The 25351-nt window shown below is 63.1% G+C and carries 16 protein-coding genes and 1 pseudogene; 12 read left to right on the top strand and 5 right to left on the bottom strand.

Going from position 1 to position 25351, the window contains the following annotated elements; all coding sequences use genetic code 11:
- Positions 1-37 precede the first annotated feature (37 nt).
- From LRS06_RS18370 to LRS06_RS18330, 9 genes are all read left to right on the top strand, one after another.
- Complete coding sequence (locus LRS06_RS18370; RefSeq protein WP_257872834.1) at positions 38-2506, top strand: outer membrane beta-barrel protein; 2469 nt, start codon at positions 38-40, stop codon at positions 2504-2506.
- Positions 2507-3222: 716 nt separating this feature from the next.
- A complete protein-coding gene (locus LRS06_RS18365) occupies positions 3223-3648 on the top strand; it encodes a carboxypeptidase-like regulatory domain-containing protein (protein WP_257872833.1) in 426 nt (141 codons plus the stop codon).
- A gap of 374 nt (positions 3649-4022) precedes the next feature.
- On the top strand, positions 4023-4379 hold the full coding sequence (locus tag LRS06_RS18360) for a hypothetical protein (RefSeq protein WP_257872832.1): 357 nt from the start codon (positions 4023-4025) through the stop codon (positions 4377-4379).
- Positions 4380-4456: 77 nt separating this feature from the next.
- Positions 4457-5860: a histidine--tRNA ligase gene (gene hisS / locus LRS06_RS18355; protein ID WP_257872831.1), complete on the top strand. Its 1404-nt coding sequence runs from the start codon at positions 4457-4459 to the stop codon at positions 5858-5860.
- Complete coding sequence (locus tag LRS06_RS18350) at positions 5857-7176, top strand: hypothetical protein (protein ID WP_257872830.1); 1320 nt, start codon at positions 5857-5859, stop codon at positions 7174-7176. The genes hisS and LRS06_RS18350 overlap by 4 nt, the downstream gene beginning before the upstream one ends.
- A 56-nt stretch (positions 7177-7232) precedes the next feature.
- Complete coding sequence (hutH, locus tag LRS06_RS18345) at positions 7233-8726, top strand: histidine ammonia-lyase (protein WP_257872829.1); 1494 nt, start codon at positions 7233-7235, stop codon at positions 8724-8726.
- A gap of 252 nt (positions 8727-8978) precedes the next feature.
- Positions 8979-10892 (top strand): gliding motility-associated C-terminal domain-containing protein, encoded by a 1914-nt coding sequence (locus tag LRS06_RS18340; protein ID WP_257872828.1) that lies wholly within the window; start codon positions 8979-8981, stop codon positions 10890-10892.
- Between the two features lie 115 nt (positions 10893-11007).
- The gene (locus tag LRS06_RS18335) at positions 11008-11343 is read left to right on the top strand and encodes a YbaB/EbfC family nucleoid-associated protein (RefSeq protein WP_196956438.1); all 336 of its coding nucleotides are present in this window, start codon (positions 11008-11010) and stop codon (positions 11341-11343) included.
- Positions 11333-12460, top strand: a complete 1128-nt coding sequence (locus LRS06_RS18330; protein WP_257872827.1) for a glycosyltransferase family 2 protein — start codon at positions 11333-11335, stop codon at positions 12458-12460. The genes LRS06_RS18335 and LRS06_RS18330 overlap by 11 nt, the downstream gene beginning before the upstream one ends.
- On the opposite strand, the gene LRS06_RS18325 is transcribed toward LRS06_RS18330, so the two are convergent.
- Positions 12371-12589 carry a PspC domain-containing protein gene (locus LRS06_RS18325; RefSeq protein ID WP_196956437.1) on the bottom strand — a complete coding sequence of 73 codons (219 nt, stop codon included), beginning with the start codon at positions 12587-12589 and terminating at the stop codon, positions 12371-12373. The genes LRS06_RS18330 and LRS06_RS18325 overlap by 90 nt on opposite strands.
- A 166-nt stretch (positions 12590-12755) precedes the next feature.
- Here LRS06_RS18325 and LRS06_RS18320 point away from each other — a divergent pair, with 166 nt between their 5' ends.
- The 3 genes and pseudogenes from LRS06_RS18320 (at position 12756) to LRS06_RS18310 (ending at position 16529) form a co-directional block, all read left to right on the top strand.
- Positions 12756-14561 (top strand): tetratricopeptide repeat protein, encoded by a 1806-nt coding sequence (locus tag LRS06_RS18320; protein WP_257872826.1) that lies wholly within the window; start codon positions 12756-12758, stop codon positions 14559-14561.
- A 287-nt stretch (positions 14562-14848) separates the two neighbouring features.
- Positions 14849-15833 (top strand): annotated as a pseudogene (locus LRS06_RS18315) (pyruvate dehydrogenase complex E1 component subunit beta).
- 150 nt (positions 15834-15983) lie between these two features.
- Positions 15984-16529: a DinB family protein gene (locus LRS06_RS18310; RefSeq protein ID WP_257872825.1), complete on the top strand. Its 546-nt coding sequence runs from the start codon at positions 15984-15986 to the stop codon at positions 16527-16529.
- Between the two features lie 14 nt (positions 16530-16543).
- On the opposite strand, the gene LRS06_RS18305 is transcribed toward LRS06_RS18310, so the two are convergent.
- The 4 genes from LRS06_RS18305 to LRS06_RS18290 form a co-directional block, all read right to left on the bottom strand.
- A complete protein-coding gene (locus tag LRS06_RS18305) occupies positions 16544-17155 on the bottom strand; it encodes a hypothetical protein (RefSeq protein WP_257872824.1) in 612 nt (203 codons plus the stop codon).
- Positions 17156-17469: 314 nt separating this feature from the next.
- Positions 17470-18936 carry a T9SS type A sorting domain-containing protein gene (locus LRS06_RS18300; RefSeq protein ID WP_257872823.1) on the bottom strand — a complete coding sequence of 489 codons (1467 nt, stop codon included), beginning with the start codon at positions 18934-18936 and terminating at the stop codon, positions 17470-17472.
- 70 nt (positions 18937-19006) lie between these two features.
- Positions 19007-23521, bottom strand: a complete 4515-nt coding sequence (locus tag LRS06_RS18295) for a glycine-rich protein (protein WP_257872822.1) — start codon at positions 23519-23521, stop codon at positions 19007-19009.
- Positions 23522-23576: 55 nt separating this feature from the next.
- Positions 23577-25205 (bottom strand): hypothetical protein, encoded by a 1629-nt coding sequence (locus LRS06_RS18290; RefSeq protein WP_257872821.1) that lies wholly within the window; start codon positions 25203-25205, stop codon positions 23577-23579.
- Positions 25206-25351: the final 146 nt, after the last annotated feature.

The raw sequence follows: 25351 nt of genomic DNA, 5'->3' as shown, positions 1-25351 counted from the left end.
CTTTGCCTTCTTCGCCCTTCCAACCTCCCTTTTTCCGATGAAAACTCAGCTACCTCTCTACCGGACCCTGCGGGGCCTGGGCCTCCTCACTATGTTCTTTCCGCTGGCCGCCGCCGCCCAGCAGCAACCCACGGGCTCCGTCAGCGGCACCCTGCTCGACCAAAGCAACAAGCAGCCCGTACCGTTTGCCAACGTAGTCGTGCTGCGCGCCCAGGATTCCACCTTTGTGGCGGGCGCCGAAACCGGCGAAAACGGCACCTTCACGCTGGCCTCGCTGGGCATGGGCAAGTACCTGGTGAAAACCTCGGTTATCGGCTACCAGCCGGTGCGCCGCACGGTAACGCTTACCACCACGGCCCCGGATGCACGGCTGGGCTCTTTTTCGCTTGCCCCCATCACCACGCAACTGAAAGGCGTGACGGTGACGGGCCAGAAGGAAACCGTGCAGAACGACCTGGGCAAGCGCGTCATCAACGTAGAGAAAGACCTAAGCAGCGTGGGCGGCACGGCCGTGAACGTGCTGCAGAATGTGCCCTCGGTAGCGGTAGACGCCAATGGCACTGTGAGCTTGCGCGGCTCCTCCAACCTTACTATTCTCATTGACGGCAAGCCTGCCGGCACCAGCAACGGCGGCGCCGGCTCGGGACCCCGCCTCGACCAGCTCCCTGCCTCACGCATTTCGCAGGTGGAGATAATGACGAACCCCTCGGCCAAATACGACGCCTCGGGCGCCGGCGTCATCAACATCATCACCAAGAAGGATAAGAAGGAAGGCACCAACGGCCAGATCGGACTGGTAGCGGGCAACGGCAACAAGTACGCCCCCACCCTGAACCTGAGCCGCCGCCGGGGCAAAGCCACCTGGAACTTCGGCTACAACGGCCGCGACCAGCGCTTCTCCGACAACTCCCGGGGAGCCCAAACCGCCCGCCTCGAAGATGGCACCCTCATCGAAACCACCCAGGAAGGCAACGGCACCGAGCGGCGCATCAACCACTCCCTGAACCTGGGCGTGGACTACGAGCTGAGCGACGAGCAAAGCCTGAGTTTCAGCGTGTCGCCGTCGAAGGAAGGCGAAAAGGGCTTCAACCGCCAAACACTGACTACCAAAATTGACGGGGAGAGCAAGCCCGATCAACTGGGCCAGCAGCGCGTAGATGTGGATGTGCGCGTGTGGAACACCGATGCTTCTTACCGCCGCACCTGGGCCAAGCAGAAAGGCCGCGAGCTAACCGCCAACGCCGGCTTCGTTTCCATCACGGGTGAGGTGCCCTTCACTCAGCAGCTGAGCAACGCGCCCACCCAGCGCCAGGAGTTTGCCGTTGATGCGCGCATCCTGTACGGCACGCTGGACTACACGCACCCACTGGCCAACGGCAAGCTGGAAACCGGCCTGAAAATACAGACCACCGACAACCACGGCACCGCGGCCCTGTTTACGGCGCCCACTGACCGGCCCACCGAGTTTGAGCGCGACGCAGCCCGCTCCGTGGAGTACAACATTCAGGAAGTGCTGCCCGCCGCCTACGTGACGTACCAGCGCACCCTGGGCCACGGCTACAACCTGCAAAGCGGCCTGCGCACCGAATACACCAACCTGAGCGGCACCGTGAAAGGCGGCACCGGCCGCGTAGGACTCGATTACCTGAGCTTGTTTCCGTCGGCTACGCTGGCCAAGGAGCTAGGTAAGGAACCCGGCCAGCAGCGCCTGCAGCTCAGCTACGCCCGCCGCATCGACCGGCCCAACTTTATGGAGCAACTGCCCTTCCAACTCTACCAGGACGCCCGCAACTACCGCCAGGGCAACCCGGCGCTGCGGGCCGAGTTCAGCCACAACCTGGAGCTGGGCCACCAGCTGAACCTGAGCGGCGGCGCTTCCATCACCGCTACGCTGTTCGGACGCTTTTCGCAGGACGTGGTGCAGCGGGTGCGCGAAATCGACACCATGGCCACGCGCCTCAATCAGGCTGGCATCGTAACGGCTGAAACCTACCGCAACTTCGGCAACACCGCCAACCTGGGCGCCGAAGCCACCTGGAACCAGTCGCTCACGAAGTGGTGGCGCGTAGCGGCCTCGGGCTCTTTGTACCGCAACGAGGTAGCATCCAATGGCTCCAATGGCATCAACCGCCGCACGGTGGCCGGCAACGTGCGCCTGAGCAGCAACTTCACGCCCCGGCCCACGCTCGATGTGCAGCTGACTGGCTCGTGGCGCTCGGCCACGCTCACGGCCCAGGGCCGGCAGCTTTCCTACGGCGGCCTCGACCTGGCTTTGCGCCAGCGCCTGTTCCAGGACCGCGCCGCCCTCACCTTGCGGGTTTCCGACCTCTTCGATACGCAGGTGAGCCGCTCCGAAATCAACACCGACGAGCTGACGGTGCGCAACCGCTACAAAAACGAAACCCGCGTGGGCTGGCTGGGCTTCACCTGGTACATCGGGGCCACCAAGCCGCCCAAGAAAATTGAAAGCCAGCCGCAGGGAGGCGGTGGCGGGTTTGGGGGCTAAGCACGCCCGCCAGCCAGGCCAACGAATACGAGTGCTGTGTTTCCGTTGCCCTCTTTCTTCTAGTGCTGTTATACTGCCGGTTTCCTTTGGAGGCCGGCAGTATGTCGTTAGGGCTAACCAGCAAGCCGCCTGATAATGTTATGGCCAGAGCCGGCCTGCTCACATCATCGTGCGGTTGACGCCGCCCCAAGCACCCTGTACCTTTGTGCCATTCTTTCGAGGATTACCTCAACCGGCTGGTTTTGCTCGTTTTTACCAAGGCCAGAAGAAGTTGTAAAAAATTACGCTGCCGCAGGCAACCCTCATTCAAGAAGTCCCATCTAATGGAGTAACAAAGCTTTTCTACGCAGGCACTTACCCGCTTCCCGCTTCGTTTTCCGCGCCCTTTCCCGCTTCATTCACTCTTGCCGGCCAGTTGCTCTTCGCTCCTGGCCAGCCTGAAAAAACAGAACTAAAAAATAATTATCGAAGGTACCTTGCAAAGCATAGTAGTAAGTATTACCTTTGATTTGTTCTTCCAACTCAGCCCCGCGAAAGTCCTGTTCGCCAGCGTTGGGTAACCGGCCTCCGGTCTTTGTTCGGCACCACTTCTTTTCCTGCTGCCGACTTGCTTTTTCTCTTTTTCCGGGCCTTCGGAAGCTTCTGCTGCAGAACCGCGGCTACCGCAGCAGCTTCCTTCGCCCAATCCGCCTCCTCCTTCTTTGTCTTTCTGAGCTATGAAAACTTTCGCCATCAACCGCATCCTTCTGGGTTTCACCTTCGTTCTGGCTGGCCTTCAGCTTTCCGCCAGCACTTTCTACAACGGCACCATCACCGGCACGCTGCGCGACGGCGAAACCAATGAGCCAATTCCCAGCGCTACCGTAGCCATCCTGCGGGCCGACGACAACGCCGTGATTCGCACGGTAGCCACCAACGCCGACGGCTCGTTCCAGGTAGGTAAGGTGCCTTTCGGCAAATACAAGCTGGCCACTACGGTACTGGGCTTTAAGCCGCAGCAGCCGCGCATCTTGGTCAATGGTGTGCAAACTCGCATTGCAGTCGGCAATGTGCTTCTCCAGCCCCTGGGTGCCCGCAAAGCCGCCAAAACCACCGCCGCCGTTACGGCCCCAACCTGCTCTACTGTTCAGCCGCAGGGCTAAACTTCCGCTTACTTTCCGCCTCTTTCGCCTTTGGTTCTGGTGGTAGCTATGCACCCGAACAACCCCGCCCGACGAACTGCTCTCCGCCCGGAGGCAGCCAGTCGGGCGGTGCGCGTTTTAGGCGTTTTCATGTCCTGAGCAGACTCAGAACCAAGTGCGAAGACCGCCAAAATTTATTAAGAATTGCATAATTCTATTATATACTTTACCCACCGAATAAAATTTTGTCAATTATCAGCAACCTCAATAACACATTTTTAATCTTGGTTGTCAAATCGTTATGTCATTTTTCAGTAATATTCAAACCGAATAAATCCTCATACCGTACTACTGCTCACTGTCACTTTTCCCTGTTACCCTGCGTTATAGTCAGCATGATGGATGTGCAACGCGAGCAATTGCCGGACAGCTACCTGCTGATTATAGCGCCTGACTTCGACCCCAACGACCAGCACAAGCTGGCCCGGGGCCTGCATCGGGCCAGCCGGAGCGAGAAGCGCCTGATCTGCGTGGACTGCAGCCTGCTGACGGAACTGCCGGAGGATGCCGTGGATCTGTTGCTGGCCTACGACTTCACGCTCCGCTGCCAGCAGCGCCAGCTGGTGCTCTGCCATTTGCCCGAGGCGGCTGCGGCGCGTTTTGCCCAGCTGCCGGCCGAAGAAGCACCGTTGGTAGTGCCTTCCCTGCTCGATGCTCACCGCCTGCTCCTCCCTACGGGCAAGCCGCAGTAGTTTCCCACCAGCCCGCCAAAGGCCTTGCCCGAGTGCCGGGAAGTGTGAGTACCTTCGCGGCCACATTTTGGCATCCGATGAGCGTTCAGAAACCCAGCATTCCGCAAGGCACCCGCGACTTTGGCCCGGCCGTGGTGGCCCGCCGCAACTACATTTTTGGCGTAATTCGCCGCGTATTCGAGAAGTTTGGCTACGCCCCGCTCGAAACGCCTACCATGGAAAACCTGTCGGTGCTCACCGGCAAGTACGGCGACGAGGGCGACCAGCTGCTGTTTAAAGTGCTGAACTCGGGCGACTTCCTGAACAAGAAAAACGCGGCCGTAACGCCCGAAGACCTGGAGGCTGGCTCCAAGAAAGTGCTGCCCAAAATTGCCGAAAAAGGCCTGCGCTACGACCTCACCGTGCCCTTCGCCCGCTACGTGGTGATGAACCGGGGCACGCTCACCTTTCCCTTCAAGCGCTACCAGATTCAGCCCGTGTGGCGCGCCGACCGTCCCCAGCGCGGCCGCTACCGCGAATTTTACCAGTGCGACGCCGACGTGGTAGGCACCGACTCGCTGCTCTGCGAGGCCGAAATCGTGCTGATGATGTCGGAAGTGCTGAACACGCTGGGCCTCACGGAGCACACCATTAAGATCAACCACCGCCGCGTGCTGGGTGCGTTCTACCAGGCTCTGGGGGGCGAGGGCACGGAAGTGGACTTGTTCACGGCCATCGACAAGCTCGACAAAATCGGGCAGGACGGCGTAACGCGGGAGCTGCTGGAACGTGGCTTCTCGGAAGCTTCGGTGGAGCGGCTGTTCGGGCTGCTGGGGGTGCAGGGCTCTTTTGGCGAGAAGCTAAGTCAGCTGCAAACCGCCTTTGCCGCCGCCAACGTGCCCACCGAAACCGATGGCAGCTACAAAGGCCTGCAGGAGCTACAGCAGGTGCAGCAGCTTCTCCAGGATTTTGGCTTCACACAGTTCGGCCACCTTGAGTTCGACCCGACGCTGGCCCGCGGCCTCTCCTATTACACCGGCTGCATCTTCGAAATCAAGATCAACAACGTGAACATGGGCAGCGTGAGCGGCGGCGGCCGCTACGACAACCTCACGGGCGCCTTCGGGCTGCCGGGCGTGTCGGGCGTGGGCTTCTCCTTCGGCGTAGACCGGCTCTACGACTGCCTGGATGAGCTGAATTTGTTCCCCGAAGCCGTGGCGACTACCACGCGCTGCCTGCTGGCTTCCTTCGATGCCGAATCGGCCCGCCTGATGCTGCCCGTGCTGCGCCAGCTGCGCGAGGCCGGCATCCCCAGCGAGCTGTACCCCGATGAGGCCAAGCTGGGCAAGCAGTTCAAGTACGCCGACGCCAAGGGCATTCCCTACGTGCTGCTGCAAGGCCCCGAGGAGCGTGCCGCCAGTCATTTCAAGCTTAAAGAGTTAAGTACCGGTCAGGAGCGGTTGTTGCCTATGAGTGAGATTGTGGCCGCCTTAACGGCATGAGGCAACCTCCGCACCGGAAAACCTGGTGGCCGGCCAGCGTAGCGGGGCTGCTGATCCTGCTTACGGCTAACCTGTTAGGCAGGTCCTTGCTGCCCGCGCCGCTGCCGGTTCTGCCGGTAGCAACGGCCCCAGAAGTCAAGCTCCTAACAACGACGGCTCTTCAAAATGGCGAAAAGGTGGCAGCAGATACCATTTCAGCTACTGCCTTACTGGCAACGGCTGCCGAAGCTGAGCTACCGCAGGAACTGCAGAAAATTCCGGTCGACACGACCATTCGCTTCGCTACCTACTCCCCGCTCGAAGACGACACGCTGGCCCAACCACGCACCTACCGCCGCTACCTCGGTGCGCTGGACGGGCAGGCTATTGTAGTGCATCTGTCGATTCAGGACAATCTTCAAGTCAAATCCTACAGGGAGTACTTGGCCGGCAGCTGGTACTACCGTTACGCCCGGCAGCCAGCCGAACACCGGCTGCTTTTCCGCCGTCAGCACGGCGCCCAGTTGGTGCTGGCCGAAGAAGCTCCCGATAAAGCATCTGCTGCTGACACAGCCCACATGGAGTGGCGGTTCGACTGGCCGCTGGGCCGCAACCTGCAAGGCCAACGCCGGGCGGTTTATAACTCAAAGCAGCAAACCATACAGCTGCACGAAGACTATTCCCAAGCCACGCCCTACGAGCTGCTGCGCCTTACGGCCCAGCGCCGTTACTGGTGCGAGGAGTCGGAAAGCGTGAAAACGTATTATTCCACCGATTTCCTGCACCTGCTGGGAGCTGACTCGTTACGTCTAGGCCGCTGGCAAGCACCGCCACCCGGTGCCCGGCGCGACTCATTACGCCGGTGGCTGCGGAGCGAAGCCTGTCAGCAGGTTAGCCAGTCGCTCAATGTAAAGCTTAACGATTTTAGTCTGTTTTCTTACAGCATGTGGACCAACAGTTACTACTACGGCGCCCACCCTGAGCATAGCATTGAGGGTTTCATAGTGGACCTGAGAACCGGCAAGGAATTGCTAATAGATAAGCTGCTGCGCTCCGGTACCGAGCCGGCGCTGCTAAAGCTGCTGGCCAAGCACCTTCGGCAAGACTATCCTGAAATGAACGAGGGCGACAACTGGCACTGGAAGAAAGTCCCACCAATGCCTGATTCGTTTACCCTAACGCCCGGTGGCCTACAAGCCGAGTACGGCGACTATGCCCTAGCAGCTTACGTAGCACATGGCGCCAACACAACCACGATTCCCTACCGCGAGCTACGCCCGCTGGTGCGCCCTGGCACCCCGCTGGCTCGCATGCTCCAGGTGCGGGGCCTGTGGTAAAAGCCCCGCCATGTGCGAACTTTGCTGCCCCTTGCATCCCCACCCATTTCTCCCCGATGTCCACCCATTCCATTTCGCCCACCCAGTTTCTCACCCTGGCCGACCTTGGTCGTATTCTAACGGAGAAAAGCCCCGTCACGCTCAGCGCCGACGCCCAGGAGCGCATACAAGCTTGCCACCGCTACCTCCACGACCGACTGGAGCAGTCCGACGCCCCCGTGTATGGCATCAATACCGGGTTTGGGGCACTGTGCAACACCAGCATTGCCCCGGCCGAGCGCGAGCAGCTGCAAGTGAACCTGATGATGTCGCACGCCTGCGGAACCGGCGAAACCGTGCCGCTGGAGCTGGTGAAGCTGATGCTCCTGCTAAAGGCCCGCAGCCTGAGCTACGGCCACAGCGGGGTGCAGCTAAGCACGGTGCAGCGTCTGCTCGACTTCTACAACCGCGACATTCTGCCCGTGGTCTACCAGCAAGGCTCCCTCGGGGCCAGCGGCGACCTGGCCCCGCTGGCGCACCTGTGTTTGCCGCTGCTGGGCCTGGGCCAGGTGCAGTACCAGGGCTACAACCTGGCCGTTACGGATGTGCTGCACCTGTTCAGCTGGCAGCCCCTGCGCCTCGAAGCCAAGGAAGGCCTTGCCCTGCTGAACGGCACCCAGTTTATGCTGGCCTACGGCGTGCACTGCACCCTGCGCGCCCAGCGCCTCAGCCGCGCAGCCGACGTGATTGGGGCGCTTTCCCTGGAAGCCTTTGATGGCCGCCCTGAGCCATTCGATGAGCGCCTACACCAAATCCGGCCGCACGCCGGGCAGCTGGCCGCGGCCGCCCACCTGCGCGAACTGCTGGCCGGCAGTGATTTGCAGAATCAGCCCAAAACAGCCGTGCAGGACCCTTACTCCTTCCGCTGCCTGCCTCAGGTGCACGGTGCCTCCCGCGACGCGTTAACCTACGTGGCTCAGGTGATGGAAACAGAAGTAAATGCCGTGACGGACAACCCCAATATCTTTCCCGAGGACGACGCTATTCTGTCGGGCGGCAACTTCCACGGGCAGCCGCTGGCGCTGGCCTTGGACTTCATGGCTATTGCGGTGGCCGAGCTGGGCTCGATTTCGGAGCGGCGCACGTATCAGCTAGTTTCGGGGCAGCGCGGGCTGCCGCCGTTTCTGGTAGCCGAGCCGGGGCTCAACTCCGGTTTCATGATTCCGCAATACACGGCCGCCGGCATCGTGAGCCAGAGCAAACAGCTGTGCACGCCCGCGTCGGTGGACAGCATTGTGAGCAGCAACGGCCAGGAAGACCACGTGAGCATGGGTGCCAACGCCGCTACCAAAGCCCTGCGCGTGGTGCAGAACACCGAGCAGGTGCTGGGTATCGAGTTGATGAACGCCGTGCAGGCCCTGGAATTCCGCCGCCCGGCCCGCACCTCTCCCCAACTGGAACAGGTAGTAGCCGATTTCCGCCAGCGTGTGTCGTTCGTAAGCCAGGACCGAATTCTCTACCCCGATATGCACGCCGCCGCCGCCTTCGTGCGCACCTACGAGTGGCCGTAGCAGAAGTCAGCACGAAGCCTGTCAGCGCCAAAGCATTCATAATATTCCAGCCAATTATACTGAGCGAAGCCGGAGCAGCGTGCTAACCTTACAATGGAAGCTTGTTGCTTCGCAACGAGATTTAAGAAGGTCATCTTGCGCTGCTCCATATATACCAAGCCATGCAGGCCGGCTTTTTTTCTGGCAGTTCGTAAGCTTTTTGCCGTCTTCCCCGTTCTGTAGTTTCTCCCAGGATTACCAACCTTTCGATTCTTGAAGCTGCGGGCCTTTTTGCTGTTGATTTTTACGCTTGGTCTGGCCCTGTCGCAGGCTCAGGCGCAGTGCCGGGATACGCCTGGTTCCGGGGCCTGCTTTCGGGTGTTTGACGAGGCCACGCGCCAGGAAGTCACGGCCCTGTGTGCCGGCCAGCGCATCCGCCTGCGCGACTGTAGCGGCCGGCCGCTGGACCCTAAGAAGACTTATTATCAGTTTGGATCTACTACGCTGTGCAGTGGCTTTGCGGATACCACCACCACGCGCACGGTGCCGGCCACGCCGGGTTTGCTGGTCATTTCTCAGAACACCAATTCCAGCGCGGGCACTGGCATCATCTTCTCCCGGCAGCTCACGGTGTACGCCACGCCCGCGCCCTCCTTCAGCGTAACATCCTGCGCCCCCGGCCGCGTGCAGGTGGCCATTACGGACCGAACCTACGACCGGTTCACGGTGCAGATCGGCAGTGGGCCAGCCCAGGCCGTGGCGGCCGGCACCACGGCCAGCTACGCGGTACCGGCCGGGGCCACTACCGTGCGGGTTCGCGGCAGCTACGCCGCTGCGGGGCTGTGCAGTGCCGAGGCTTCGCAGCCTCTGCCCACGTTGCCCGCGCCCATAGCCCCGCAGCTCCTCAGCCTCACGACACAGAATAACGGCCTGCAATTCACCTTCGGCGGCTTACAGGTCCAATACCAGTACGTGCTGGAAACCGCCGATGCAACCCAGCCCGGCGGCTACCGGCGCGTGGCCGAAGTACCTGGCAGCAGCTCCACGTACACCTTAACTTCTCCTACCACCGGTTGCTTCCGGCTGCGGCTCACCGACGCCTGCGAGTCAGTAGGCGCGCGGTACGTGTCGGCGGAGGGCTGCGCGGTACAGCTTACGGCCGCGGCTGCGCCGGGCCGCAACGAGCTGCGCTGGACCATTGGCAACTCCCCCGTCAGCTTCGAGGTAAGCCGCGACGGACAGGTAGTAGCGCGCCTGGCGGGGTCAGCCCGCTCCTATACCGATGCCAGTGTGGTGTGCGGCTCGGAGTACGCCTACCGCATAACGGCCGTCAACAGCCCGGTCACGGCTACCTCCAGCGAAATTAGGGTACGCGCTGTGACCGGGCCGCCCCCACCAACGCCCACCCTCACGGCCAGCTTCGACCTGCGCAACCGCGTGGTGCTGACGGCCGAACCCGCGCCCGCCGGCAGTCAGGCCACGTTCAGCCGGGAGCAGGATAACGCCACGGTGGTACTTGGCACAACTCAGGGCACACTGCGGGACTCCGCACTGACAATTTCGCCGGAGCTGCCACCCTGCTACACGGCCCGGCTGCAGGATGGCTGTGGGCAGACCTCAGGCCCGAGTGCTGCGGCCTGTCCGGTTATCCTCACGGCCCGGGAGCAGGAAACGGCCGGGCAAAGCGCAGTAGCCCTGCAGTGGACGCCCCTGGACGCTGGCCGCACGACGGCGCGCTACCGCCTGCTGCTGCTGGCTGCCGATGGGCAGGTGCTGCGCGCCCAGCCCGTAAACGGCCTCGAAACCCTGGATCTGACCCCACCCGCCGACCGGCAGGTGCTGCGCTACCGATTGGAGGCCACAACTGGCTCGGGGACCGTGAGCTACTCCAACCTCGTCACGCTGGTGCGGCCGCTGCGGCTGGTGCTGCCTACGGCCTTCACCCCAAACGGCGACGGGCTGAACGACGTGCTGGAAGTGAAAGGCCGGTTTCTGACCAACTACGTGCTGATTCTGCGCGACCGGAACGGGCGGGAAGTGTTTCGCAGCACCAGCCGCCGCGAGACCTGGGATGGGCGCGTGAACGGGGCCGCCCCGGTGCCCGGCGTGTACGTATTTCGGTTTGAGGCCACCGATGAGACCGGCCGCGTTATCGTGCAGAATGGCTCCGTGACGCTGCTGCGCTGACCGCCAACGTTTGGGTGCGTACTTTTGACCCTGCCGCGTAGGTAGTGCCTCAAGCAACGAACTACCCGCCTACCGCATCTTCTTCCCTACTTCAACCGACTAAATCAACGACGCTATGTTTGACATGATGGGCATGATGGGCAAAGTAAAGGAGCTTCAGGAAAAGATGAAGCAGGCCCAGGACGAGTTGCAATTCCTGACCGCCACGGCCGAATCGGGTGGCGGGCTGGTGAAAGCCACCGCCAACGGGCAACGCCGCCTGCTCAAGCTCGACATCGACGAAAGCCTGCTCTCCGGCCCCGACCGCGACATGCTGGCCGACCTGGTAGTGGCCGCCGTGAACAAGGTAATGGATGACGTGGCCAACCAGGCCAAGGAAGAGCTCAAGCGCAAAACCTCCGGCCTGATGCCCAACATTCCGGGCCTCGACTTCGGCAGCCTTGGCCTCTAGCCCCCTCCCGCCCGCCGGACCCTGCGCCGACGTGGCGGTAGTTATTCTGAACTGGAACGGCCGCCACTGGCTACAGCAGTTTCTGCCCGCCGTGGTAGAGCACGCCGATGGCGCCACCATCGTGGTAGCCGACAATGCCTCCACGGATGACTCCGTAGCCTGGCTGCAACAGCATTTCCCGGCCGTACGCCTGCTGCAGCACGCCGAAAATCTGGGCTTTTGCGAAGGTTATAACCACGCCCTGCGCCAGCTCGATTTTCGCTACTACGTGCTGCTGAACTCCGACGTGCAGGTGACGCCCGGCTGGCTGCTACCGCTACGGGAGCTGCTGGAGCGCGACGCCACCATTGCGGCCTGCCAGCCCAAAATCCGTGCATTCAATCAGCCCGAAGCGTTTGAGTACGCCGGGGCCGGCGGCGGCTACCTCGACCAGCTGGGCTACCCCTTCTGCCGGGGGCGCCTCTTCGATACCCTCGAAACCGACCACGGCCAGTACGACGACTCCCGGCCGGTGGCCTGGGCTACGGGCGCCTGTATGCTGGTGCGGGCCTCGGCCTGGCACGCGCTGGGTGGGCTGGAGCCGGCATTTTTTGCTCACATGGAGGAAATAGACTTGTGCTGGCGCCTCCAGAACGCGGGCTACGGCGTGTGGTACTGCGGGCAAAGCACGGTATTCCACGTGGGCGGCGGCACGCTGCCGAAATCCAACCCGCGCAAAACCTACCTCAACTTTCGCAACGGGCTGGCGCTGGTATACAAAAATGCCGCCCCGGCCGAGCTGTTCGGCACGGTGGCGGCGCGGGTGTTGCTGGACTGGGTGGCGGCGGCGCGGTTTCTCACGCAGGGAGCCTGGGCCGATGCGCAGGCTATTGGGCGGGCCCACTGGCACGTGTGGCAGCAGCGCGCCTACTGGCGGCAGCGGCGGCAGCTGGGCCGGCCGCACCTGCGGGTAGCGGAACGGGCCGGTACGTATGCGGGCAGTCTGGTGTGGGCGTACTTTGGGCGAGGCGTGCGGACGTTTCGGGACTTACAAATCCCAGACGGTGCTGCGCTGTCGGCGCATGGCCCGGCGCACGTTCATCCAGAACGCCAGCGCAAAGTAGAGCACAATGGGTGAGCCGAACGTGAAAAAGGAAGCGTACACGAACGAGAGCCGCACGCTGCTGGTCGAAAAGCCCAGGCGCTGGCCCAGCGTGTTACACACACCAAAGCTCTGTTTCTCGATAAAGTCGGTTAGTCGTTTCATAGCTCTTTTCTGCAACAGCCGCCACTTCGGGCTAACCTTGTGTAAATTATGCTACTGGCCGGAAATACCCAAGACTTTCTTCGCTAATTCAAGGCAAGTTACGGCGGTTGGCGGCAGTTTTCCGTTTGATGTCCGAAATTCCGCCCGCTGATCCGCTCCGTTTTCTATGCCCAACCTATTGCGTCTTTTCCCTCTGGTACTGCTGGTCAGCGCGTTGCTGCCGGGTTGTACGCTGCCGCGTATGCTAAAGGTTGCGGGCGAAGGCCAGCAAGTGGCCGTACGGCCCGCCGTGCTGGAAACTAATGGCGAAAACGTGCTCTTTGAAGTGCAGGCCCGCGTGCCGGCCAAACACCTGAAAAAGGGCTACGCCTACGGCCTCAACCTGCGCTATCACTACGACAATGGCCTGCGCGAAGACACGGTGGGCCGCATCAGCTTTGCCTCCGGCGACTACGTGTACGACGAGGAAAAGAAAGACCAGCTTGTCGCCACCAAGCAATTCAACATCCCGTTTGTGCCGCGCAAAAACCCGGGGCAACTGATGGCCACACCCGAAGCGCGGCAGCTCAAGCCCAACGGCAAGCGCAAAGCGGGCAAGCCCTTTCTCGTTGCCCGCGGCATCGTGACGACCAGCCGCTTGGTGGTGCGCCCGGATTCGCTGATTCCGTATTTGCCGGAACCGCCCGCCAACCTGGCCGGTGGCGGCACCCGCGTGCTGCCCTTCTTCTTTGACACCGGCGAAAGCAAAATTCGCAACTACCTGGGCACCAACGTAGCGGCCTTGGAGGAGTTCATTGAAGCCAACCAGAAAACCGAGCTGGTAATGGTGGTAGCCGCCAACTCGCCCGAGCCCCTGGAAACCAAAAACCCGCGCCTGGCCGAGCAGCGCACCCAGGCGCTGGTAAAATACTTCAAGAACCGTATCGACGTCAGCTCTTACCTGAACTCGGTCAGCACCGTGCGCTTCGAGACGAAAGCCTACCGCAACCGTTGGGACCTGTTTATGCAGAAAGTGCAGGAGTCGGCGCTGCAGCCCGCGCAGGTCGATTCGATTATTACTATTCTGAACGAGTCGAAGGGCACGTTTGCCGAGCGGGAGGAGCAGCTGCACCGGCTTTCCTACTTCGATTACCTGGAGCAGTACATCTACCCGGTGATGCGCTTCGGTACGGTGGCCGTGCAATACTCGGCGCCCCAGCGCTACGAGTCGGAAATCTACCTGCTCTCCAAGAAGATTGTGGACAAGCAGATGGAAGCCGATGCCCTCACGCCCGAGGAGCTGCGCTACTCGGCCACGCTCACGCCCCTGCTGGCCGAAAAGCAGCGCATCTACGAAACCGCTATTGCCACCACCGGCCGCTGGGAAGCCTACCACAACCTGGGCGTGGTGCTGGCTGCCCGCGCCGACAAGGAAGTGAGCCTGCGGGTGAAGCGCGCCTACCAGCGCCGGGCCGCCACCAACTTTATCCTGGCCGCGCACCGCAACCCCACGGCCCTCACGTTCTACCGGGCCGCTACGGCCTACCACCGCGCCGGCGACAAACTGGAGGCCCTGCAGAGCTACGACTACGCCATTAAGCTCGGTGGCCCTCGTTCCATTCTCAACCAGGTGTTTGCCGATAAGGCCGCACTGGAAATTGAAATCGGGCAGCCCGAAGACGCCCTGCGCAGCATCAGCTTCAGCGACAAATCCTACCAGAACACCATGAACCGGGCCTTGGTGTACCTGCTCAAGGACAACCCCGCCGGGGCCGCCACCATCTACCAGGAGGCCCTGACCATCAAGCCCAACGACCCGCTGGCCTACTACTGCCTGGCCATCATTGCTGCCCGCCAGCAGGACGCCGCTATGATGGGCCTGCACCTGCGCCGCGCCGTGCAGCTGGACCGCAGCTTCGCCCAGCGCGCCGTGGAGGACCTGGAGTTCCGGGAGTTTGCGGGGAATAAGGCGTTTGTGGAGGCGCTGAAGTAGGATAAGCAAGTAGTTGATCGTCATGCCGAGCGTAGCCGAGGCATCTCGCTAGTATAGTAATCCACGAAGCGGCAGAGATGCTTCGACTTCGCTCAGCATGACAATTACTACCCCAACATCAGCACGCGAGGTACATTGGCTGCGCTCGGCATGACGAGCTTATGATGATTACACTTCGTCCTTGCATTACTGTTTGCCCGGCCGCCTTCCTCGTTGTAGCTTTACGGGCCGGAATTTTTCCGGCCTTTTCTTTTTGATTTCGACTTTCTGTCACTGACCGACTGACTATGCGGACCATCCAATTCCGGGAAGCCCTGCGTGAAGCCATGTCCGAGGAAATGCGCCGCGACCCGCGCGTGTTTCTGATGGGCGAAGAAGTAGCCGAATACAACGGCGCCTACAAAGTAAGCCAGGGCATGCTGGACGAGTTTGGCGCCGAGCGGGTGATTGACACGCCCATTGCCGAGCTGGGCTTTGCCGGCATCGGGGTAGGCGCGGCCATCAACGGCCTGCTGCCCATCATCGAGTTCATGACCTTCAACTTCTCCCTGGTGGCCATTGACCAGGTGATTAACTCGGCGGCCAAGATTTATTCGATGTCGGGTGGGCAGTACTCCTGCCCCATCGTGTTCCGCGGGCCCACGGGCAACGCGGGCATGCTGTCCTCCCAGCACTCCCAGAACTTCGAGAACTGGTACGCCAACTGCCCCGGCCTGAAAGTGGTGGTACCCTCGAACCCCTACGATGCCAAGGGCTTGCTGAAATCGGCTATTCGCGACCCGGATCCGGTGATTTTCATGGAGTCGGAGCTGATGTACGGCGACAAGGGCGAGGTGCCCGAGGAAGAGTACCTGCTGCCCATCGGCAAAGCCAACGTAGTGCGCCCCGGCGACAGCGTGACCCTGGTGAGCTTCGGCAAAATGATGAAAATTGCCTTGTCTGCCGCCGATGAGCTGGCCAAGGAAGGCATCAGCGCCGAGGTAATTGACCTGCGCTCCGTGCGCCCCATCGACTACGACACCCTCATTGAGTCGGTGAAGAAAACCAACCGGATGGTAGTGGTAGAGGAAGCCTGGCCGCTGGCCAGCATCAGCTCGGAGCTGGCCTACATTGTGCAGCGCCGCGCCTTCGACTACCTCGACGCGCCCGTTATCCGCATCACCTGCGGCGACGTGCCCCCTGCCCTACGCGCCCACGCTCATTGAGGCCTCCTTACCCAACGTGGCCCGCACGGTGAAAGCCGTGAAGGACGTGCTGTACGTAAGCAAATAGCCGGCTTCCCCTCCTGCAAAACGGCCCGCCACCATCCGGTAGCGGGCCGTTTTACGTTTGTAGCCTGCGGAGGTCGACCAGCTCTCAGGCTCCGACCTGCGCAGGAAATTTCCGTACCTTTTGCCCTCTGCCACCCCTACTACCCACCCCATGAACCACCGTTTACACGTCCGTTTCGAGCAGCTTGAGCGTGCCACCGAGAAATTATTGAACTCCGCCGCTTCCCTGGGCGAAACCCGCACCCATCAGGCCCCGGGCCCCAACCAATGGTCGGCGGCGCAGGTGGTGCAGCACTTGCTGGTAGCGGAGCAGGGCATTGGGCAGTACATCGGAAAGAAGGTGCAGCAGGAAGAAGGACTACTGAAATCCGGCGTGGGCGCGCGGCTGCGGGCGGGGCTGTTGCGGGTGCTGCTGCGGGCCCCGTTTCTCAAGTTCAAGGCGCCGGCCCGCTTGGCAGCCCTCATGCCCGAAGGCGCCGCCGTGCCGCCGCTGCCGCAGCTCCGCACCGACTGGGCCACCTCGCGCCGCCAGCTGGAGCGTATGCTCAATGAGTTTCCGAGCAAGCTGCTCGACAAAGCCATTTTCAAGCACCCCCGCTCGGGTATGCTCAACATCTACCAGACGCTGGATTTCATGGTTGACCACGTGCTGCACCACCAACGGCAGGTGCAGCGCATCGGCAAGCAGCTGGTCTGAAAACGCCGCCTCGGCTATAGTAGCCCGAGCTTCAAGGTTAGGCCCGCCGACATACCGTTCAGAGCTTTCGACGACGTGTCCGGTAGATTTAAGCCGGTCGTCAGTCGGTATGAAGCCCCGGCGCCGAGGGCGACGAACTTGAGCAGGTTGACTTCGAGCTGCACCCCTGGCTCCACAATCAGAAACTCATCGGCCTGGTAGCGGTAGTAAGGCCCATTCAGGCTGCCTTCCCTGGTAGCGGCGCCGGCCCCGAGCAGTACGGGAAACGTCAGGTGAATGGCTTTCCCCGCCGGAAACATGGGCTCCAGGTAAATGCCGCCGTAAGCCGCCGCGAGGTAATCAGAGGGTGTGTCTGCGGGGTGGTTCCAGCGGTTGGGAATACGCCCATTGGTCAGGGCCGTGCCACCCAGCCCCAGCGCAAACGAGCGGTTGAAGCTGACGCCAAGGCGGCCCGTGGCGGCCAGGGCATCCTGCCCGGCCAGGCGGGCATACTGAGCAGAAGCGGCCACGAAAAAGCCGCAGTGCGTTCCGGGCCGTAACAGGGTTTGAAGGGCGGGCTGTTCTGCCTGCTGAGCAAAGGCTGCGGTGCTGGCCAACAGGCTCAGGCTGGTAAGTAGTGTTTTCATAGGTGTGCGAGAAGTTTGTAGAGGTAAGAGCCGCTGCCAGCTGTTTACCCCTATGCGCCTACCTAACTTTTTTCTCTCCCACCCTCAGCTCCTGATTTCCAGCCTGCATAGTTGTGCACATACAGAACCCGGAGCATCCAAAGAAAAGCGTCCTACCAGTCCTGAGCAGGGCCTGATAGGACGCTTTACGATATCGTCATTTACGAAATATGCCGGCTGTTACCGCGCCGCCTGGGGCCCAGTAAGCTTACAGGCAAGCAAACCAGCTCCGCTCGTTTACCTGCATAGCAGCGGCCAGACAGCCTTCTTCCTTTCTACTCGCGGATCAGCTTGAGCGTCTGGCTTTGCTTGCCCTGCTGCACGCGCACCAGGTACACGCCCATAGCCAGGTCTTTGGTGGGCAGCAAACTCAGCGGGCTGGTGCCAACGGGCACCGAACCGGTCCGGCTGAATATGGTACGGCCCAGGACATCGGTCAGCTGCCACTGCACGGGACCGGCCTGGGCGGTGCGCACCAGCAGCGTAGGCGTTTCGCCGGTGTGGAGCGGATTGGGATAAAGCTGAACCGCGAAGCCAGCCAGCCCCAGCACGCGCACGGTGCGTACCGGCGAGAGCGAGGCTGTGCCGTTTCGGTCTACCTGACGCAGACGGTAGTACACCAGGTCGGTGGCGTAGCGGGAAATGCCTTTATCCACCAACTGGTACTGCTGCGGCTGGGAAGTGGTGCCGTGCCCGGCCACCGTGCCAATGCGGTGGAACGTGTGCCCATCGGCGCTGGCCTCCACCTCGAACCGGTCGTTGTCTTTCTCCGAGGCCGTGGTCCAGTGCAGCAGCGCATCGTCGGCGCGGGGCTCGGCCGTGAAGTTTGTCAGCTCCACCGGCAGCGGGGCGTTGATGTTGCTCACCGTAAGGGTACCCAGCTGCGCCACAGCCGCCGTAAAGCTGCGGCTGCTGGCGCTGGCTGCCGCGCCCTGCCGCACCCAGGGGCCGGCAGCGGTGGCCGCCCGCCACAGCTGGCCCGGCAGGCTGGTATCAAACCCGTTATCATCGTCGCTCACCCAACTCAGCGTTACGGCTACGGGCTGAGCTGGCTGGCTGGCAGCCTCTACCGCCCACACCCGGTCGATGCCTTTCTGGGTGCCTTCTAGGTTCTGGCCGTAGCTTACCCCGGCTGCCTGCAGACCTGCCGTGCGCGTCACGGCCACGGCTCCCAGGCTCTGGCCGTTGGGGTTCAGCACGAGCCCATTGCTGAAGTCAACTGAACCGGTAGAGGCATTCACGGCCGCGCGCAGGACGCGCAGGTTGCCCTGCACGTACCGGCCGGCGGCCTCCCCTACTACACTGGCCCCGTCGGTCAGGGTGAGGGTAGCCAGTGGCGTGGTAGCGCCCACCGAGGCGGTGCGCACCAGACCGCTCAGCAGGGTAAGCTGGCCGGTGAGGGTGAGGTTGGCCGGAATGCTCAGGGTACGCTGGCCGTTGGCCCCGGTATTGTTGAGCGTAAGGTTGGTGACGGCGGCCGGGCCGGGCTGGAATACCTGGTTGGCCGCGCCCGTGAACTGCAGCTGGCCCGAGGAAGTGAGCGTGCCTTCGTTGGTCAGGTCGCCGGTAAGCTGCACGGTGCCCGCATTGGTGACCACGCTGGTAGCCTTACTTTGTACGCCGCCTTCCACGTAGAGCGTGGCACCGGCTTCGACCGTGAGCGTGCCGCCGTCATTGGTGAGGGTTTGGGCCAGGCCGGCCAGAGAAGGCAGCAGCAATGCAAGAGTAAGCGGAAGTTTCATACGCAAGAGAAGAATCGACTGGGAAAAGAGGCAGCCCGGGCCAGCAAGCAGGCTTACTGCACTCTACTACTTATTTGTGAGCCTGGGCCTGACCAGCTTCCAGGCGCCGCAGCCGGGTCTCAAAGGCTTCGGTGGCGGCAGTTGCCTGGGCTTCGGCCGAGGTGGCGCGGGCTTTTAACGCCTGAATTTCGGCCTGCTGCTGCTCGATGAGCTTCTGCTGGTCCTGGATGGCCTGCACGAGCAGGGGCGTGAGCTTGCCGTAGTCCACCGACCAGGCCCGGCTCACCGTCGTGCCCGCGTCGCCGGGCGTCACGGCCTCCGGATACACCCCGAACAGGTCCTGGGCCAGAAAGCCGGTCGTCCGGTTCACTGCTCCCGTGCCGATGAAGTTGTAGTCCTGCACCCGCAGCCTGAGCAAATCGCTCAGGCCGTAGTGCGTGGGGCGGATGTTCTCCTTCAGGCGCCGGTCCGAGGCTGTGTTGTAGTAGACCGTGTTGCTGCTCAGATTCGCCCCGATGGCGCCGATGAAGGTCGGGTGGCCGGCCTTGTTGAAGACAATCATCTCCGTGGCCGTGTTGCCGGCGGAGTTGCCGGCCGGGAAGTTGAAGGTGAGCATGCCCGTCGGGTCATTGCTGGTCGAGGTCAGAATCAGCTGCTGCGGGGCACTGCTCTCGATGTCGAGCCGGGCATCGGGCGTAGCCGTGCCTAGGCCCAGGTTGCCATTGTCGATGAAGCGTGCCCACTCCGTCACGGCGTTCGAGGAGCTTACGCCCCCAAAGCGGATGCCGCCGTACTGGTTGCCGCCGCCCTTCTGGTTGAGCAGCCAGGTTTCGCCTTCCCCCAGTGAGCGGTTCCATTGCAGGTAGGCGCCCTGGTCGCTGATGGCCCCGAAGCCGCGGGCCAGGATGCCCCCGTTCACGTCCAGCGTTTGCGTGGGGACGGTGAGGCCGACGCCCACCCGGCCCGAACCGGAGAAGGTGAGGTTCTGGCCGGCCAGCGGCACGTCGGTGGCTGCCGTGAGGGCGCCACCCAGGCGTAGCGTGGTTACGCCGCCACTGGTGCTGCTGCTCAGGCCAGGGCCGGCTGTTACCAGGGGCAGCAGCACCGTGTTGCCGCCGCTGATGCTTAAGTTCGGCCCGCTCACGCTCAACGTGGGCGCGGTGCCCGACGAGAACGAGCCGTCGGGGTTCACCGTGACGGGCCGGCCGGTGCTGGCTCCGCTGAAGACTTTCAGCTTGTCGTTGTCGGCATCGGTCACGTAGGCGGTGGTACCGCTCACGGCCACCCCAAACGGCCGGTTCGTGCCTACGGTAGAAAGCAGAGCGGGTGCGGCGGGGTTGCTCACGTTGAAGAGCTGCAGGGTATTGCCGGTTTCGCTGATGGTGTAAGCCGTGGTGCCGCTCAGCACCACGTCGCTGACCCCCATCGTCGTGCCGATGCTTCCAGTCTGGGTGACGGAGGCGGGGTTACCGGCGTTGAAAATCTGCAGCTGGCTGTTGTTCGAGGAGTTGTAGCCCACCACGTACACGGTGGTGCCGCTCACGGCCAAGCCGGTGGGGTACTGAATGGTGCCAATGGTGCCCGCCAGACTGATGGCAGCCGGGTTGCTGGCGTTGAAAATCTGCACGTTGCTGCTGCTCACGTTGCCTACGTACACGGTGGTGCCGCTCACAGCCACCGACTGCGGGGCATTGCCCGTGTTGGTGCTGCCCAGTAGAGTCGGCAGCCGGGGGTTGCTCACGTCGAAGACCTGCATGGTTTTGCTGTTGTTGTTCACCACGTAGGCGCGGGTGCCGCTCACGGCCACGTCGTAGGTGTTCTCGCCCGTGGCGGCGGTGCCCAGCAGCACCGGAAACCGGGGGCTGCTGATGTCGAAGAGCTGGAGCGTGCCGCCCTGGTTGGCCACGTAGAGGATGGTGCCGCTCACCTCTACGCTCATGGGGGCGCTGCCCGTGCCCACCGTGCCCACCGAAACCGGCGCGTCGGGGTTGCTCACGTCGTATATCTGGAGATTGTCGGGGACATTGTTCACCACGTAGGCCGTCACGCCGCTCACAGCCACGCCGTTGGGAAAGTCGCCGGTGTTGGCCTGGCCGGCCGCCGTGGGCGTGCTGGTAGTGGGCGTGCTGGTGGTATACACCGGGGCACTGATGCCGAGGGTGCCATCGGCCAGCACCACGGGCAGGCGGCTGCCGGTGCCGGACAGGCCGCGCACCCGCACATTGCCGTTCACATCGAGCTTCTGCTGGGGGTCGTTGGTGCCGATGCCCACGTTGCCGGCACTGGTCACGCGCAGGCGCTCGGCCTCGCTGCCAGTGGCCCCCGACGTGATGAGCACGTTGCCACCGTCGCGGCCGGCCAGCAGCAGGTTGCCCCCGTTGGCGCGCAGCACGGCGTCGCCGGGCCGGGCCAGGTCGGAGTAGTTGCCGTTGCCCTGGGCAAGGCCCAAGTTCAGCGAGCCGCTGCCGTTGGTCAGGCCCACCCCAATGGCCTGGGTAGTAGTCGAGAGCCGGATGCTGCCGTCTTTCACTTCCAGCTTTTCGCCCGGGATATTGGTGCCGATGCCCACGTTGCCGCTATTAAGCAGGGCAAACTGCGCCGTGCTGGTGCTGTTGGCCGAGAGATAGAGCGTGCCGCCAGTAGTATAAAGGCCCACGTCGTTGCCGGTGGCGTAGTTGCGCTTCAGGCCGTGGTTGGCGTTGCCCAGGTATAGGGCGCCCATGCCCCCGCCGGTGCTGCCCACCGTAATGGCGGCGTTGTCGTCCGGGCTGCGCACGTCCAGGGTGGTGGTCGGGCCAGTGGTGCCGGTGCCGAGGCCCAGCTGCCCGGCCTGGCTGAGCGTCATCAGCGTGCTGGCGATGGTGGAGTTGTCGTTGTAGCGCACCCACTGAAAGTTCTTACCCACCGCCGCCGGCACGCCGAACGTGAGGGTGCCGGCCTCCATAAACAGGCCCCAGCGGCCGGCGCCCTGGTATTTACCCGAGGTAAAGGCGTCCCAGCCGCGGGTGATGAGCGGGCGGTCCTGGTTGTTGAGCACCACGCCCAGCCCGCCGTTCACGTAGGCGTTGCCCGTCACGGTGCTGGTGCCCCCGGTCGTGCTGTTGCCCGCCACCGCGCTGGTGCCGCCTACGGTGCTGTTGCCCGTCACCGAGCTATTGCCCCCGATGGTGCCGCTGCCGCTGATGTTGAAATTGGCGCCCGCCTGCGGGGTGATGGTGTTCTGGATGAAGCCGGCCCCGGTGGCCGTCACGGCCGCCGTGGTCTGGGTGGTGCCGTCGGGGAACTTGAAGCCGCCGGCGCTGCTGTACACCGTGCCGGCTACCTGCAGCTTCTCGGTGGCCGGGGTGCCAATGCCCACGTTGCCGCCGCTGCCAATGGCCAGGCCGGTGCTGCCGCCGTTGCCTACCAGGAGCTTGTCGGCCAGGTCCAGGTTCCGGGTGGCGGTGTGCGTGCCCAGGTTGTCGCCGGGCACGTTCACAAAATTGCGCCCGTCCAGGGCCGGAGCAGCGTAGGAGTTGGGTGCAGTCAGGATAATGACTCCATTGCCGGCGTTGTAGGTAGCGGTCAGCTGCACATTGCTGCCGCCGGTGGGCGTCACCCAGGAGCTACCGCCCCCGCCGCCGCCTGCGCCGTATACGCCGCCGTCGCTACCGCCACCAAAGCCGCCGCCATAATAGCCGCCGCCACCGCCGGCGGCGAATTCATTCGGGAAGTTGTTGCCCCCCTGCCCCAAGGCATTGCCACTGGTCTGGGTAGCCCCGCTATTCTCCGTCCCGGTGCCATCAGCGCCGTTGGGAGCCCCGCCGCCGCCGCCGCTGCCCTGGCCGCCGCCGCCGCCGCCGCCGCCGGCCGTCAGCAGCCGGTCGGCGTAGGTGCCGCCGCTGGCGCTGGTGCGGATGTCGCTGGCCCCGCCGCCGCCGCCGCCGCCCCGGGGCGGACTGGCGTAGGAAATAAATCCCCCATTGCCGCCGCCGTTGAAGCCGCCGCTGCCGTTGCTGCCACTGTCATTGGTAGCGGGGCGGCCGGCCCCACCTACATAGAGGTAAAGCACCTGACCGGGCGTCACGGCCAGCGTGGCCTGCACCCGCGCCCCCAACCCGCCGGGCTGGGGACCATATTCCAATCCGTATTGGTTGCCTCCGCCGCCGGTATTGGCACCGCCCTGCGCGCCGCGCGCTTCCACTTGCAGGCTAGTCACGCCCGCCGGCACGGTATAGGTTTGCACGCCGCCAGTATAGCTAAAGGTGATGCTGCTGGCCGGACCCACAAACTGGTCTACGGCACTCACGGCCTCCGTCCAGGCCGTGCCGTTCCACACGTTCAGCTTGTTGGTGCTGGTGTTGTAGATGGTGAGGCCCGCCGCCGTGGCGGCCGGCCCGATGGCGTCGCGCTGCACCTGCGTCATGCGCGGGGGCAGCAGGCCCATGCTGGTGCTGCTCACATCGAGCGCGGCCGAGGCGTTGGGCGTGGTGGTGCCGATGCCCACCCTGCCCGCGGGCGTAGTCGTCTGGGCCTGGGCGGCCAGGGGCGCGACGGCCAGCAGCAGGCCCGCCAGCAGAGAGGTAAGCAGGTATTTTTGTGTCATCAGGCTAAGGCTACAGGAGCAGGATAATTGAAGAAGAGGGCGCAGGACCAGGCTGCTATTCGGCCAAGAAGCCCGAAAGGCGGTTCATGCTCAGCACAATCCAATTAGCCCCGTCGCTCTGGATGGTCATCCGCTCACCGCGCAGCAGCGAGGTAACGGTGGCATGGGCCGTATCGTCGGTAATGGTCTCGCTGCCGCTACACACAACGAATACCCCGCCGTTGGAGGTGCGGGCATTAATCAGGATGTAGATGCGCCCGGCCCGCCCCTCGGCGCTGGGCAGCGTGATGGACGCCGCGTTGGAGACCCGCACGGTATGGTGGGCGTCGGTGACGGTGACGTTGGCCGCCGGGGTGGTGGATATCAGGTAGGGCATTGCCACGGCCCCACCCACCGTGAGGGCGCTGTTGGGGGCGCTGGTGCCAATGCCGACGTTGCCGGCATCGTCCACGGTCAGGCCGCCGGTGCCGGTGTTGGAGAGCGTGTTGCCGTTGAGCTTCAGGGATTCGGTGGCGGTGTGGTTGCCCAGGTTGTCGGCTCCGGCGGCGGTGGTTTGAGTGGTGCCGTCGGGGAACTGGAAGCCGCCCGTGCTGCTGAAGATGGTGCCAGCCACTTCCAGCTTCTGAGTTGGCTCGCTGGTGCCGATGCCCACGTTGGCCCCGCTGCCCAGCACTACGGTATTACTCTGCGTCAAGACCACGTTGGCGCCCAGGGCTGTGGCATTTTCAATGTTTTTGTGGTAGATGTCGGGGCCGCTGTTGGCGCCGATGGCGGTGTTGTTGGTACCTTCCTCGTTGGCGCTACCGGCCAGGTAGCCGCTGAACACGTTGTTGGAGCCGGTGGTGTTGCCCAGGCCGCTGCCGAAGCCGCTGAACATATTGTAATTGCCCTCGGTGTTGCTCACCCCACTATTGTTGCCGTCAAACTGGTTGAAGAAGCCCGTGGTGTTGAAGAAGCCGCTACGCACCCCAACGAAGTGGTTGGCAAAGCCCGTGGTGTTAGAGTAGCCGCTGTGGTAGCCGCTGAAGAAGTTGCCCTCACCGGTGGTGTTGGAGTAGCCGCTCTGGAAGCCGATGAACTGGTTGCCGTTGCCTTCAGTGTTAGCATAGCCGGCCTGGTAGCCACTAAAGTGGTTGCGCGAGCCAACGGTGGTGAGCTGACCAGCTTGGTAGCCGATGAACTGGTTCTCTATGCCCGTGCCATCGGCCTCTACAGGCATCAGAATCTGGCCGGCCTGGTAGCCCAGCAGCAGGTTGTGACCCACACCGCTCTGGGCCAGGTTCAGGCCGCCGTCGGGCCGAATGCCCAAGCCCACCACGGTGCCAATGTCCTCGCCGTTGGTGCCGGTGAGGCCCTGCGTCGCCACGTGGTTGCCCAGGTTGTCAGCGCCCAGCAGTTGCCAGTCGGCGGCGGCGGCCGTGCCGGCGTTGTAGTAAAAGCCAGGTATGCCGCCGGTCTGGTACACCAGCAGCCCAGCGGCCGGGCTGGCAATGGCCGAGGCAGCGGCCACGCGGGGTAGCAGCAGCCCTTTATCGGAACTCACAATATCGAGGGCGGCCGAAGCGTCGGGGGCGGTGGTGCCGATGCCGACGGAGCCAGTGGGCGTGGTCTGAGCCTGAGCCGCCAGAGGCAAGGCGGCCAGCAGCAGGGCGGTGAGCGGAGCGAGAAAGTACGAGTTTGTCATCAAGCGAAGAAGAGAGGCGGGCAAAAGAAACCGGGGTCGAAGTGCCCGGCACCAGGCGGTAGGGCCAACTGGCGGCGGCACCTACAATAGTCCGACACACTGGCCCCGCTTTCCTAAAAAGGAGCGTAGACAAAGTGTAGACAACC

Source organism: Hymenobacter sp. J193 (genome assembly GCF_024700075.1).
Taxonomy (GTDB): domain Bacteria; phylum Bacteroidota; class Bacteroidia; order Cytophagales; family Hymenobacteraceae; genus Hymenobacter.
This window is presented reverse-complemented; position numbering and strand designations above follow the sequence as displayed.